Below are 14,003 nucleotides of genomic sequence, written 5' to 3'. Positions count from 1 at the left end.
ATAAACATGCTGCGCTGCCGAGCGCAACTTTTCGGCTGGGCCTCGGCGTGCGATGGTAAACCGGCGTGGGCCCATCGCAGCCGAATATGTCGCGCGCAGGGGCCTTACCTTGCCGAAAGTTTCGGCGAATTTCGGTTTCGTGAGCTTCAAACGGTGCGTTTCTCCACCGATATCGTCGGGGTGAAGGCTGTTCCGCAAGATTGCAACAGCAATTTCACATGGACCGTGCAGATGGGAAACGTGCAAGCGCCGTTGCGCAGAGCGGGATGTGTCCAATGAACGCCGATCAGCTTCCCATTGCTGCGACGCCGGTATCGCCGAAGACGGACGCTGCGCCGAGCTTGCGGATCCGCGCCGTGATGTTGGGCGAACGCATCAACCCGTCGGGCCTCGAGATCGGCGCGCTGGTGTCCTCGACGCCAGCCGCCTTCCGCGTCCATGGCGGCCTTGCCGTGATCTTCCGCTACGGCGTCGTGGTGCTGATCGGGCTGCTGCCGTCGGAGGAGAAGGTCCTCATCGATGGTCTCAAGTCACGCGTGGTCGGCGAGCTCAGCCCCTATGAGGAGGAGACCGCGCAGGCGCAACTTTGCCACGACGAGAATGCCGAAGCGATCCAACCCGGCGGGCCGATCTGCCTGTCGAAATTTTCCGACGAGCGGCTGCTGCTGATCGCGGACGCGCTCGCCAAGAGCACGTCGCTGGCGCGCGACGAGCGGCGCGTCGCTGCGGTCTTCGACGTCATCGAACCCTTTGCGCGGGAGCTCGCCGAGAAAGGCCGCACGTCGCGGCGGCGCAAGGGCATTCTTCAGCTGATCGGCAATGCGCTGCTCGTCCAGCAGCGCGTCGCCGGCCGCGTCGCGGTTGCCGAGAAGCCCGACGCGCTCTGGGAAAAGCCTCAGCTCGACCGCCTCTATGCGCGCCTGGAAGACGAATACGAGCTGACGGAGCGTCTCGACACGCTCGAGCGCAAGCTCAAGGTCATCTCGGAGACGGCCGATGCACTCACCGACATCATCGACACCCAGCGCTCGCTGCGCCTCGAAATCGCGGTGGTGGTGCTGATCGTGATCGAGGTTGCGATCGGGTGTTTCCAGATTTTTGCGGGGATTCACTGAGCAGACAGGGTTTGGCTGCCGGTGTAGCTCCGAACGCGGTTCACCTCTCCCGTAGGGAGTAGTCGGATCGCCATCACAAGATGCGATCCGGGTGAGGGGTTATGGTCTCGCTGAACGCTGCGGCCCTCGCCCGGATTGCTACACAATCCGACCTCTCCCCGTCGGGGAGTGGTGTAGCACCGCGACGCAATGCCGTGCGATCGTCAGTTCCTCGTTCGTCGGGATGACATGCACATCGACCGCGCTGTCCGCGGCGCCGATGCGTTCGCACATCGCGTCGTTCGCAGCCGCATCGATGCGCAAGCCGAGCCAGCCCAGCCGCTCACCAATCTGGCTACGGATCTCCTTGGCATGCTCGCCGATGCCGCCGGTGAAAACGAGACAGTCGAGCCCGCCGAGCGTGTTCGCCATCACCGCGATCTCTTGCGCCGCGCGGAAGGTGAAGAGCTTGACGGCGTCGCGCGCGGCGCTCTCGCCGCTCGCCAGCAGCGTGCGCATGTCGGCGGAGATGCCGGAGACGCCGAGCAGGCCGGACTCGTGATAGAGCAGGTGCTGGACGTCTTCGACACTCATTTTCTCGTGCTGCTGCAGATAGAGCAGCACGCCGGGATCGATGGTGCCGCTCCGCGTCCCCATCACGAGGCCATCGAGCGGCGTCAGTCCCATCGTGGTGTCGACGCTGCGGCCGTCGCGCAATGCGCAGAGGCTCGCGCCGTTGCCGAGATGCGCGATCACGAGGCGCTTCGTGGCGACGTCGGGCGCGACTTCGGCGAGACGACCCGCGACATATTCGAACGAGAGGCCGTGAAAGCCGTAGCGCCGGATGCCGCGTTCCTCGAAGCGGCGCGGGATCGCGAAGCGGCTCGCGGGTGGCGTGATGCCGTGGTGGAAGGCGGTGTCGAAGCATGCGATCTGCGTCAGCCCGGGCCTGATTGCGCCGATGGTGCGGACCGGTTCAAGGCAGCGGGGCTGGTGCAGCGGCGCCAGCGGCGTCAGCGCCTCGAGCTTTGCATAGACATCGTCCGTCAGCTCGATCGGGCCGGAGTAGTCCGGACCGCCATGGACCACGCGATGGCCGACGGCGCGCAAGCGGCCTTTGCCGAAACGATCCTCGATAAAGCCGAGCACGTCGGCGAACAGATGGCCGCTGCCCGCATCCGCAGCGTCGCTCTGCGTCGCGAACAGATCTTTGCCTGCGGGGTCCTTCACCACAAGCCGGGGCTTCGCCTCGTGCTCGTCGAAAAGGCCCTTGCAGAGCAAGGCAGGCTCGGCCGAGGCGATATCGAACAGGCCGAACTTGATGCTCGACGAGCCCGAATTGAGGACGAGGACTGACGTCACCACGACGTCAGCCTGCCTTGCCCGGCCAGACCCAGTCGCGGATTTCCGGCATATCCTCGCCTTGCTCGCGCACGTAACGCGAATGCTCGATCAGCTTGTCGCGGAACCTCTGCTTGACCTGTGCGGCCTTGGTCGCCAGCCCCGGCACGCGCTCGATCGCCTCGATCGCGAGATGGTAGCGGTCGAGCCCGTTGAGCACGACCATGTCGAACGGCGTCGTCGTGGTGCCTTCCTCGGCAAAGCCGCGCACATGCATGCCGGCATGGTTGGTGCGGTTATAGGTGAGACGGTGGATGAGGTAAGGATAGCCGTGATAGGCGAAGATGACGGGCTTGTCCGTCGTGAACAGGCCGTCGAAGTCCCGATCGGAAAGCCCATGCGGATGCTGCCCTTTCGGCTGCAGCGTCATGAGGTCGACGACGTTGACGACGCGGATCCTCAAATCGGGCAGCGCCTTGCGCAAGAGGTCGACGGCCGCGAGCGTCTCCAATGTCGGCACGTCGCCGGCGCAGGCCATCACCACGTCGGGCTCGCTGCCGGCGTCCTCGTTGCCGGCCCAGGTCCAGATGCCGATGCCGGCATCGCAATGCGTCGCCGCCTCCTGCATCGACAGCCATTGCGGCGCCGGCTGCTTGCCGGCAACGATGACGTTGATGCGATTGTACGTGCGCAGGCAGTGATCGGCGATCCACAAGAGCGTGTTGGCGTCCGGCGGGAAATAGATGCGGACGATATCGGCCTTCTTGTTGGCGACGAGATCGACGAATCCGGGATCCTGATGGCTGAAGCCGTTATGGTCCTGGCGCCAGACATGCGAGGTCAGGAGATAGTTGAGCGAGGCGATCGGTCGTCGCCATGGCAGGTGCCGCGTCACCTTGAGCCATTTGGCGTGCTGGTTGAACATGGAATCCACGATGTGGATGAAGGCCTCGTAGCAGGAGAAGAAGCCGTGGCGGCCGGTGAGCAGGTAGCCCTCGAGCCAGCCCTGGCAAAGATGCTCGCTCAAGACTTCCATCACGCGGCCGTCTTGCGCGAGATGCACGTCGTAAGGTTCGATCGGCTCCATCCAGACGCGCTCGGTGGTGTCGAACACGGCATCGAGCCGGTTTGATGCGGTCTCGTCCGGGCCCATGATGCGGAAGTTGCGCTCCCGCGCGTTGAGGCGGATGACGTCGCGCAAGAATTTACCGAGCTCACGCGTCGCTTCGCCCGTGACACTGCCCGGCTGCGGCACGTCGAGCGCGAAGCTGCGAAAGTCCGGCAGCTTCAGCTCCTTCTTCAGCAGCCCGCCATTGGCATGCGGATTGGCGCCCATGCGCCTGTTCCCTTCGGGCGCGAGAGCCTGCAGTTCGGGGATGAGCGCGCCGTTCGTGTCGAACAGTTTTTCCGGCTCGTAGCTGCGCATCCAGTCCTCGAGAATCTTCAAATGCGCCGGGCTTTCGCGGCAGCCTGCAACGGGCACCTGGTGCGCGCGCCAAAAGCCTTCGACCTTCTTGCCGTCGACTTCCCTGGGGCCGGTCCAGCCCTTCGGGCTGCGCAGCACGATCATCGGCCAGCGCGGCCGCTCGACGCTCGTGCGTCCGTCGCGGGCGTGCTGCTGGATCGAGCGGATGCTGGCGATCGCGACGTCGAGCGCGTCGGCCATGGCCTGGTGCATCGGTTGCGGATCGTCGCCCTCGACGAACAGCGGCTCGTGGCCGAAGCCGCGGAAGAGATCGCGGATCTCGCTGTCGGGCATCCGGCCGAGCACGGTCGGGTTGGCGATCTTGTAGCCGTTGAGGTGGAGGATTGGCAGCACGGCGCCGTCATGTGCCGGGTTCAGGAACTTGTTGGAGTGCCAGGACGCCGCAAGCGGGCCGGTCTCGGCCTCCCCGTCGCCGACGACGCAGGCGACGATCAGGTCGGGATTGTCGAGCGCTGCGCCATAGGCGTGCACCAGCGCGTAGCCAAGTTCGCCGCCCTCGTGGATCGAGCCCGGCGTCTCCGGTGCCGCGTGGCTCGGAATGCCGCCCGGGAAGGAGAACTGCCTGAAAAGCTTCCGCAATCCGTCCGCATCGCGCGGGATGTTCGGATAGATCTCGCTGTAACTGCCTTCCAGATAGGTGTTGGCGACCATGCCCGGGCCGCCATGGCCGGGACCGCAGACATAGAGCACGCTGAGATCCTGCGCGCGGATGACACGGTTCAGGTGGGCATAGATGAAGTTCAGCCCGGGCGTCGTGCCCCAATGGCCGAGCAGGCGTGGCTTGATGTGTTCGGGCCGCAACGGCTCGCGCAGCAACGGGTTGTCCAGCAGATAGATTTGCCCGACCGAGAGATAATTCGCGGCGCGCCAGTAGCGATCGAGGAGATCGAGGTCGCCGCTCGCGGCGGCCGTTTTTCGTTGGATTGTCATGTTCCTGCCGACCTCCACCCAGCGATCGTCACCAACTTTGTTCCGTCACGATCGATCCTGTCGCGCATCAAACGAGATGGCCGTGACGGGCTTGTTGCGTGAGGTCAAAGGACCTTGCCTGAAATCTGGGCGGCTACTGTGCATGGGGTTGTTTTCGCGTTTTTCATTCTTGTTCTTGATTTGTTCCTTTGCCGTGCTATCATGCTTTCATGAGTCCAGCTTCTTCTTCTGCTCTCAAGCACCCGCCGGTCACGGCGCCCTCCGAGCCGGCGGGTGCGCCTTCTGATTTCCCCGCGGATTTTCCAGAACTTGGCGTCGTCATCGACCGCGCGCGCAGGCGAGGGCGGGGTGCACAGTCCAACGCTAGCGGCCGCTTTGAAGCCGAGGCGCGCGTCGCCTTCGACGATGGCTGGCTGAGCCTGGAAGAGCTGCCGCCGTTCAAGACGACGGTCGGCGTCGACACCTCGCGCAAGGTGATCACCCGCAACGAGTCTCCCGATATCGGCTTCGACCGTTCGATCAATCCTTATCGCGGCTGTGAGCATGGCTGCGTCTATTGCTTCGCGCGGCCGACGCATGCCTATCTCGGCCTGTCGCCGGGGCTCGACTTCGAGTCGAAGCTGTTCGTGAAGCCCGAGGCGCCGGCGCTGCTCGAGAAGGAACTCGCGGCGACCGGCTACGAGCCGCGGATGATCGCGATCGGCACCAACACCGACCCCTATCAGCCGATCGAGCGCGAGCGCAAAATCATGCGCGGCATTTTGGAGGTGCTGGAGCGCACCGGCCATCCTGTCGGCATCGTCACCAAATCCGCGCTGGTCGTGCGCGACATCGACATTCTGGCGCGCATGGCCAAGCGCAACCTCGCCAAGGTCGCGATCTCGGTGACCTCGCTCGATCCAAAGCTCGCGCGCACAATGGAGCCGCGGGCCTCCACGCCGCCGAAGCGGCTGGAGGCGCTGAAGCAGCTTTCGGAGGCCGGCATTCCGACCACGGTGATGGTCGCGCCCGTGATCCCAGCGCTGAACGATTCCGAGATCGAGCGCATTCTCGACGCCGCAGCCCATGCCGGCGTCAAGGAAGCCTCCTATGTGTTGTTGCGGCTTCCATTGGAAGTGCGGGATCTCTTCCGCGAATGGCTGATGGCGAACTATCCCGACCGCTATCGCCACGTCTTCACGCTGATTCGCGACATGCGCGGCGGTCGCGACTACGACTCGAAATGGGGCGAGCGGATGAAGGGTACGGGTCCGATGGCCTGGACCATCGGCCGCCGCTTTGAGATCGCCTGCGACAGGCTCGGCCTGAACAAGCGCCGCTCGAAGCTGACCACGGATCATTTTGCGCGGCCGAAGCAGAACGGCGAGCAGCTCAGCCTGTTCTAGGGCGCGGAGCGAACGAGGTGTGTGATGCGTAAGGAACTGCCGGCCCCGGTACCACGACTGACGGTGGTCACGCTCGGCGTGAGTGATATCCGCACCAGCATTGCTTTCTATGCCGCGCTCGGTTTCTCGCGCCGGCTGAAGGCGACCGGCGAGGCCGTGGCGTTCTTCGAGACCGGCGGTCCGGTGCTCGGCCTGTTTCCCTGGGACCAGCTCGCGGCCGATGCCAAGCTGCCGGACAATCCGAGGCCAACAACCTTCCGCGGGGTGACGCTCGCCTGGAACTGCGCCACGCGCGAGGAAGTCGATGCGGTGCTGGCCTTCGCACTCGGCAAGGGCGCGAAGCTGCTGAAGGCCGCGCATGAGACCGATTACGGCGGCTATTCCGGCTATTTTGCCGATCCCGACGGCCATCCCTGGGAGGTCGTCGTCGCGCCCGGCATCGAGGTCGGCGACGACCGGCGGGTGCATCTGGCGGAGTAGGGCGACCGGCCCGAATAACGGGAATTGCGCGGGGTTCCCGGTTGCGCGAGCGGGTCGGCTTGCGCACGATCCCGGCCATGATTCGGGACACGTCCGCCAAAAAGCCAATTAAGGCCAGGCCAGCAAAGGCAAGCTTCCGTCGAGAGCGCGCGCTGATCAAGCGCGGCGTGTGGCCGGTGGCGGGCTGCGACGAGGCTGGCCGCGGGCCCCTGGCCGGCCCCGTGGTGGCGGCTGCGGTGATTCTCGATCCCAACCGCATTCCGCGCGGTATCGACGATTCCAAGCGGCTGACGGCGGAAGAGCGTGAAAAACTGTTCGACAAGATCTGCGCCACCGCGCAGGTTTCGGTCGCTGTCGCCTCCCCCGCCCGCATCGACCGCGACAACATCCTGCGCGCCTCGCTGTGGGCGCTGAAGCGCGCCGTGGTCGCATTGCCAGAGGCGCCCATGCATGTCTTCGTCGACGGCCGTGACCGCCTCGACACCGCCTGCGACTGCGAGGCCGTGATCGGCGGTGACGGTATTGTGCTATCGATCGCGGCGGCTTCCATCGTCGCCAAGGTGACGCGCGACCGGCTGATGTGCGCGCTGGCGCAGGACTGTCCCGGCTACGGCTTCGAGCAGCACAAGGGCTATGGCGTGCCCGAGCATCTCGACGCGCTCAATCGCCTCGGCCCCACCGTCCATCACCGCAGCTTCTTCGCCCCGGTCGCCGCCGCCCGTGCCAAGCACATGCCATGGACGGTCGAGCCGGTGCGGGATTTGTTCGAGGTCGCCGAGGTCGAGGTGCAGGTGGAGACCACAGTTGAAATCGATGCTTCGGCAGGCCTCTAGCGTAGACGGTCGTTGCCACGGCGCGCAGCGCCCTTTATCAAAACAGGCGTGAGCGAATAGGGCCGGCTGGACGGGTTGGCTGCATCTTGCGGGCGTTGCATGCGGTTTACCTCCCTGGTCATCGAGCTCATTCGCGCCCGGCCGCGGCTGATCGTCTGGATTGCCGTGCTGCTCCAGGCCGCAATGTGGCTGCTGGTGGCGCTGCTGTTCTACCGCAGTCCGCCCGGCAGCCTCGCGACCCTGCTCGCCTTCGGCCGCGAGTACCAAGTCGGCACTGATCTCGGTCCGCCGCTGTCGATCTGGCTCGCCGACATCGCCTATCGCGCCGCGGGCGGCCATATGTTCGGCGTCTACGTCCTCGCCGAGCTCTGCCAGATCGCGACCTTCATCACGCTCTATCACCTGGCGCGCGCCGTGGTCGGTACCCAGCACGCGGTGCTTGCCGTGCTCCTGACCATGACGGTGTTGGCGTTCTCCTCGTCAGCGCTCGACTTTGGTCCCCTGATTCTCGCACGGCCGCTGTGGGCGCTGCTGCTGCTGCATTCCTGGCAGATCATCGGCCAGCGTCGCGGCAATGCCTGGTTCGCCTGGTCGATCGAGGCCGGCCTGCTGCTCCTGACCACGCCGTCGGCGATCTTCCTGCTCGCGTTGCTCGTCATCTTCGCGCTCTCGACTGCCGGCGGCCGCCGGACCTTGCGCGCGCTCGATCCGCTGTTTGCGCTCGTTGTCGTTGCCGTGCTGGCGTTGCCCTATGCGGTCTGGCTGATGCGCGCCGAGACCCTTGTGCTGCCGGCCTGGCCGCAGATCGCCGACCTCGGCGCCCGTGCGATCCACGCCGCCTGGCTGCTCGGCGGGCTCGTGCTCGGCGCGGTGGCGGTCCCGGTGCTGACCTTCCTCAACACCGGTCTGTTCGCCGGCACGAGCGAGGAGGCGCCGATCATCTACCGCCCGCCGGTCGAACCGCTCGCGCGCAATTTCGTCTATTTCTTTGCGCTCGCGCCGGCGCTCGGTGCGGTCGTGATCTCCGGCCTGTTCGGATTCGATGCCGTCGTCGGGGGCGCCGGTGTCGTGCTGGTCATGTCGGGACTCGCCATGGTCGTCGTGGCCGGCGATCTCATCGCGATGCGCCGTGCCCGCATGCTGCGCACGGTATGGGCAGCAGCCATCGTCGCGCCCGCCGCCGGCGTCGTCCTGGCCGTGTTGTTCCTGCCCTGGAGCGGCACCGGCGAGATCGCGACCTCGATGCCGGCGCGAGCGATCTCTGACTTTTTCGATGAAAGCTTTGCCCGCCGCACCAACCATCGCCTGCGTGCGGTCGCCGGTGAAACGCAGCTTGCGAGCCTGATCACGCTGCATTCCGGCCGGCCGCATCTCTTCATCGACGCTGCGCCCGCCCGCACGCCGTGGATGTCGCAGGCCAAATTCAGCGAGAGCGGCGGCGTCGTGGTCTGGCGCGCTTCCGACACCGCCGGCACCCCGCCGCCCGACATCCTCGCGCGCTTCCCCGGCATCGTGCCGGAAGTGCCGCGTGCCTTCGAATGGCTGGTCAATGGCCGCCAGGGACTATTGCGCATCGGCTGGGCGATCGTGCGACCGAAGGGGGCGTGAGGCGCGCGCGTGCTCTCTCCGTCGTCATTGCGAGGAGCCCTTGCGACGAAGCAATCCAGACTCCCTCCGCGGAACGATTCTGGATTGCCTCGCTGCGCTCGCAATGACGAAGATAGGACGTACTGCTCCTTACGATCCCGCCAGCACCTTCGCGATCGCGCGCAGATCCTGCCAGGCCAGCCGCTTGTATGATGGCGAGCGCAACAGATAGGCCGGGTGGAAGGTCGGCAGCGCGCGGATGGCGCGCTGGCCCGTATCGTAGTCGAACCAGCGTCCGCGCGTGCGCATGATGCCTTCGCGCGTCGACAGCAATGTCTGCGTCGAGGGATTGCCGAGCGTCACCAGCACGTCGGGGTTCACGAGCTCGATGTGACGCTGGATGAAGGGCAGGCAGATCTGCGTCTCCTGCGGCGTCGGCGTGCGGTTGCCGGGCGGCCGCCAGGGAATCACGTTGGTGATGTAGGCCGTGGTGCGGTTGAGGCCTATGGCGCCGATCATCAGATCGAGCAGCTTGCCGCTGCGCCCCACAAACGGCAGCCCCTCGATGTCTTCATCGCGGCCGGGCGCCTCGCCGACGAACATGATGCGCGCCTGCGGATTGCCGTCGGCGAACACCAGCCGCGTCGCGGTATGCTTGAGCGCACAGCCCTCGAAGGTTTGCATGAGCTCGCGCAGTGCCTCCAGCGTCGGCGCAGTGCGCGCGGCCTCGCGCGCCGAGGCGATCGCGACGTCAGGAGCAGGTGCGGCCTCGCCGCGCATCACCGCAGGCGCGGCGACCGGCCGCGGTGCCTCGACCGGTGACGCACGCGGGGCCGGCGGCGGGGCGTCTAATTCCGCCAGGCGGTCGACCGGTTCCTCGGCGAGCGCGCAGTCGACACCGGCCTCCAGATAGAAGGCGAGAAGCTCTCGGACGGTGGGTGCGGGCTCGGGCATCATTGGGAAAGTCGGACTATTAGTTCATCTTAAGGCGCCTTGCATCCCAGCGGAACGCATTTCCGTGGTTGTCCTACCCGGAAAAATCGGAAACAAGGGGGCGCAAATGACAAGGAACCGTCTCAAGGGCTGAGATCAGATGAGCACCGAAGAACTTCCCCCGCGCGAATCCATGGAATTCGACGTCGTCATCGTCGGCGCCGGCCCCTCGGGCCTGGCTGCGGCGATCCGGCTCAAACAGCTCAACGCCGATCTCAACATCGTCGTGGTGGAGAAGGGCTCCGAGGTCGGTGCGCACATTCTCTCGGGTGCGGTGATCGATCCGATCTCGCTCGACAAGCTGATCCCGGACTGGCGCGAGGATCCCGACTGTCCGTTGAAGACGCAGGTCAAGGATGACCACTTCTACTGGATGTTCGGCGACAACCGCATCAAGCTGCCCGGCTTCGCGATGCCGCCGCTGATGAGCAATCATCACTGCTACATCGGCTCGCTCGGCAATGTCTGCCGCTGGCTCGCGCCGAAGGCGGAAGGGCTCGGCGTCGAGATCTATCCGGGCTTTGCCGCGACCGAAGTGCTCTATGACGAGAAGGGCGCGGTGCGGGGCATCGCGACCGGCGACATGGGCATCGCCAAGGATGGTACGCACAAGGATTCCTACACCCGCGGCATGGAGCTGCTCGGCAAGTACACCCTGTTCGCCGAGGGCGCGCGGGGCTCGCTGTCGAAGCAGTTGATCGCGAAGTTTGCATTGGATGCCAAGAGCGAACCGCCGAAGTTCGGCATCGGCCTGAAGGAGGTCTGGCAGATCGATCCGGCCAAGCACAAGAAGGGCCTGATCCAGCACTCGTTCGGCTGGCCGCTCAATAATTCGACCGGCGGAGGCTCGTTCCTTTATCACTACGACGACAACCGCGTCGCGGTCGGCTTCGTCGTGCACCTCAACTACGACGATCCATATCTGTCGCCGTTCGACGAATTCCAGCGCTTCAAGACCCATCCGTCGATCCGCGACGTATTCGAAGGTGGCAAGCGTCTCGCCTACGGCGCGCGCGCCATCACCGAAGGCGGCTACCAGTCGGTGCCGCGCTTGACCTTTCCGGGCGGTGCGCTGGTCGGCTGCGCGGCCGGCTTCGTCAACGTTCCCCGCATCAAGGGCGTGCACAACGCGATGGGCACCGGCATGCTCGCCGCCGAACATGTCGCCGCTGCGCTCGCCGAAGGCCGCGCCAACGACGAGGTCGCCGCCTACGAGAATGCCTGGCGCGATTCCGCGGTCGGCAAGGACCTCTTCAGGATCCGCAACGTCAAGCCGCTGTGGTCGAAGTTCGGCACCTTTCTCGGTGTGCCCCTTGGCGCCATCGACATGTGGACCAATCAGCTGTTCGGCGTCTCGCTGTTCGGCACGCTGTCCCATGCCAAGCCTGATCGCTCGACGCTCGATCCGGCCAAGCAACATGCGCCGAAGAACTATCCGAAGCCGGACGGCAAGATCTCGTTCGACAAGCTGTCCTCGGTGTTCCTGTCCAACACCAATCACGAGGAAGATCAGCCGGTTCATCTTCGCGTGACCGACATGGACCTGCAGAAGTCGTCGGAGCACGACGTCTTCGCCGGTCCGTCGAATCGCTATTGCCCGGCCGGCGTCTATGAGTGGGTCGAGGAGGGCGCCAGCCCGCGTTACCAGATCAACGCCCAGAACTGCGTCCACTGCAAAACCTGCGACGTGAAGGACCCCAACGGCAACATCACCTGGGTTCCTCCGGAGGGTGGCGGCGGACCGAATTACGAGGCGATGTAGGGGCCGCAGGGTCACAAAGCGTGATCTCGCGCACGTTCGCGTGAGGACGGCAGGACCGCGGGTGCTCCCGGCCACGATAAGGCCATAGTAGCGGCGTCTTGGGGCGCTCTTGACGGTCATTGGCCGATTTGGGGCGTGCGGAGGGGGGCGCCCGGTCCGAATCCTTGCGGTGAAGCGCCAAAAGCGGCATTGTCCGGACCCGACGGTTCCGGGTCTCGATGTCGCCGGCCGCGTTCGCGTGCGAGACGGCCTTTTGCTTCAAACCCAGGCACCACCAACTCAAGGCGAGCCCTGATGTTTTCAAATCGTTTCAACCGCTGGACTGCTGCTGCCATCGCCCTTGTCGGTTCTGCGATCGTGGCGGTCCCCGGCGGGGTGCTGGCGCAGACGCCGGATCATCCGGCCGATACGGCGGCGCCGTTTCCGACCCGAAACGATCTGAAGTCGCTTACCACCGCTGGCAGCTATCTCGCCGCCCGTCATGCCAATGTCGAGCGCGACGCGAGCTCTGCCGCCGCCTTCTACCGCTCTGCGCTGCGGACCGATCCCAAGAACAACGAGCTGCTCGACCGCGCCTTCATCTCCTCGGTCGACGATGGCGACCTCGAAGAAGCGATCAAGCTCGCCGAGCGCATCCTCGCCATCGACAAGACCAATCGCATCGCACGCCTCGTGGTCGGCGTGCATGATTTGAAGCTGAAGAAATATCCGAGCGCGCAGAGCAACATCAACCAGTCGATTCGCGGGCCGATCACCGATCTCGTCGCGACGCTTCTGTCCGGCTGGGCGGCCTATGGTGCGGGCGATGCCAAGAGCGCGGTTGCGACGATCGACAAGCTGGCGGGCCCGGAGTGGTATCCGCTGTTCAAGGATCTGCACGCCGGCATGATCCTCGAGAACGCCGGCAAGGAGAAGGACGCGGGCCCCCGCTTCGAGCGTGCCTACAAGCTCGACGATTCCATGCTGCGCGTCAGTGAGGCCTATGCGCGCTGGCTGTCGCGCAACAAGGATGCGGCCTCTGCGACCGCGATCTATGAAGCCTTCGACAAGAAGCTCGCCCGTCATCCGCTGATCGTGGAAGGCCTGCGAGAGACCAAGGCCGGCAAGAAGATGCCATCGCTGGTCGATTCCCCGCAGGCCGGTGCGGCCGAGGCTCTCTACGGCATCGGCGCGATGCTGACCCGCCGCGGCGGCGAAGATCTCGCGCTGGTCTATCTCCAGCTCGCGCTCTATCTCCAGCCCAATCATCCGCTGGCATTGCTTTCGCTCGCCGACCTCTATGAATCGGTGAAGCGGCCGCAGATGGCGATCAAGATCTACGAGCGCGTGCCGTCGAGCTCGCCCTTGAAGCGCAACGCTCAGATTCAGCTCGCCATCGATCTGGATTCGGCCGACCGTACCGACGAGGCGATCAAGATCCTCAAGGGCGTCATATCGGAGGACTCCAAGGATCTCGAAGCCATCATGGCGCTCGGCAATCTCGAGCGCGGCCGCAAGAAGTTCAGCGACTGCGGCGCGACCTATTCGCAAGGCATCGACGTGCTGCCGGCCGGCAACGACAAGGCCAACAGCGTCTGGTACTATTATCGCGGCATCTGCGAGGAGCGCTCCAAGCAGTGGGGCAACGCGGAAGCCGACATGAAGAAGGCGCTCGAGCTGCAGCCCGACCAAGCGCATGTCCTGAACTATCTCGGTTATTCCTGGATCGACCAGGGCGTGAATCTCGACGAAGGCATGAAGATGATCAAGCGTGCCGTCGAGCAGCGCCCCGACGACGGGTACATCGTCGATTCCCTCGGCTGGGCCTACTACCGCATCGGCAACTACGAAGAGGCGGTGAAGAACCTCGAGCGCGCGATCGATCTCAAGCCCGAGGATCCCACCATCAACGACCATCTCGGCGACGCCTATTGGCGCGTCGGCCGCACGCTGGAGGCCAAATTCCAGTGGGCGCATGCCCGTGATCTCAAGCCCGAGGCGGACGATCTGCAGAAGATCGAGGCCAAGATCGCCAACGGCATGAGCGACGATAATTCGAACTCTTCGGCCGCGCAGGCGGATAAGAAGAAAGACGACGACAAGGGCGGTTAAGGCTGCGTTGAGGGGGCATCG

Annotated in this window: 10 protein-coding genes; 7 read left to right on the top strand and 3 right to left on the bottom strand. The window is 65.0% G+C overall.

Annotated elements, in window-relative coordinates:
* Nucleotides 1–275 precede the first annotated feature (275 nt).
* Complete coding sequence (locus tag ACWAT4_RS31875; protein WP_212297580.1) at nucleotides 276–1,115, top strand: RMD1 family protein; 840 nt, start codon at nucleotides 276–278, stop codon at nucleotides 1,113–1,115.
* 138 nt (nucleotides 1,116–1,253) lie between these two features.
* On the opposite strand, the gene ACWAT4_RS31870 is transcribed toward ACWAT4_RS31875, so the two are convergent.
* Nucleotides 1,254–2,459, bottom strand: coding sequence for an acetate/propionate family kinase (locus ACWAT4_RS31870; protein WP_449728966.1), 1,206 nt, complete (start codon nucleotides 2,457–2,459; stop codon nucleotides 1,254–1,256).
* Nucleotides 2,460–2,463: 4 nt separating this feature from the next.
* Nucleotides 2,464–4,851 (bottom strand): phosphoketolase family protein, encoded by a 2,388-nt coding sequence (locus ACWAT4_RS31865; protein ID WP_212297584.1) that lies wholly within the window; start codon nucleotides 4,849–4,851, stop codon nucleotides 2,464–2,466.
* A gap of 209 nt (nucleotides 4,852–5,060) precedes the next feature.
* Between ACWAT4_RS31865 and ACWAT4_RS31860 the strand changes: the two genes are divergently transcribed.
* From ACWAT4_RS31860 to ACWAT4_RS31845, 4 genes are all read left to right on the top strand, one after another.
* Complete coding sequence (locus tag ACWAT4_RS31860; protein WP_449728965.1) at nucleotides 5,061–6,236, top strand: PA0069 family radical SAM protein; 1,176 nt, start codon at nucleotides 5,061–5,063, stop codon at nucleotides 6,234–6,236.
* Between the two features lie 24 nt (nucleotides 6,237–6,260).
* A complete protein-coding gene (locus tag ACWAT4_RS31855) occupies nucleotides 6,261–6,716 on the top strand; it encodes a VOC family protein (RefSeq protein WP_212444994.1) in 456 nt (151 codons plus the stop codon).
* A 77-nt stretch (nucleotides 6,717–6,793) separates the two neighbouring features.
* On the top strand, nucleotides 6,794–7,549 hold the full coding sequence (locus ACWAT4_RS31850; RefSeq protein ID WP_212428126.1) for a ribonuclease HII: 756 nt from the start codon (nucleotides 6,794–6,796) through the stop codon (nucleotides 7,547–7,549).
* 99 nt (nucleotides 7,550–7,648) lie between these two features.
* Entirely contained in the window at nucleotides 7,649–9,157 is a 1,509-nt protein-coding gene (locus tag ACWAT4_RS31845; protein ID WP_449728964.1) for a glycosyltransferase family 39 protein, read from the top strand.
* A gap of 129 nt (nucleotides 9,158–9,286) precedes the next feature.
* Here the strand turns inward: ACWAT4_RS31845 and ACWAT4_RS31840 are convergent, their stop codons facing one another.
* Nucleotides 9,287–10,093 (bottom strand): uracil-DNA glycosylase, encoded by an 807-nt coding sequence (locus ACWAT4_RS31840; RefSeq protein WP_212297589.1) that lies wholly within the window; start codon nucleotides 10,091–10,093, stop codon nucleotides 9,287–9,289.
* 136 nt (nucleotides 10,094–10,229) lie between these two features.
* On the opposite strand from ACWAT4_RS31840, the gene ACWAT4_RS31835 reads away from it, so the two are divergent.
* Both ACWAT4_RS31835 and ACWAT4_RS31830 read left to right on the top strand, forming a co-directional pair.
* A complete protein-coding gene (locus tag ACWAT4_RS31835; RefSeq protein WP_212297590.1) occupies nucleotides 10,230–11,891 on the top strand; it encodes an electron transfer flavoprotein-ubiquinone oxidoreductase in 1,662 nt (553 codons plus the stop codon).
* A gap of 294 nt (nucleotides 11,892–12,185) precedes the next feature.
* Nucleotides 12,186–13,982 (top strand): tetratricopeptide repeat protein, encoded by a 1,797-nt coding sequence (locus tag ACWAT4_RS31830; protein WP_212297591.1) that lies wholly within the window; start codon nucleotides 12,186–12,188, stop codon nucleotides 13,980–13,982.
* Nucleotides 13,983–14,003 lie beyond the last annotated feature (21 nt).

It is taken from the genome of Bradyrhizobium sp. T-1, from assembly GCF_053592855.1.
This window is presented reverse-complemented; position numbering and strand designations above follow the sequence as displayed.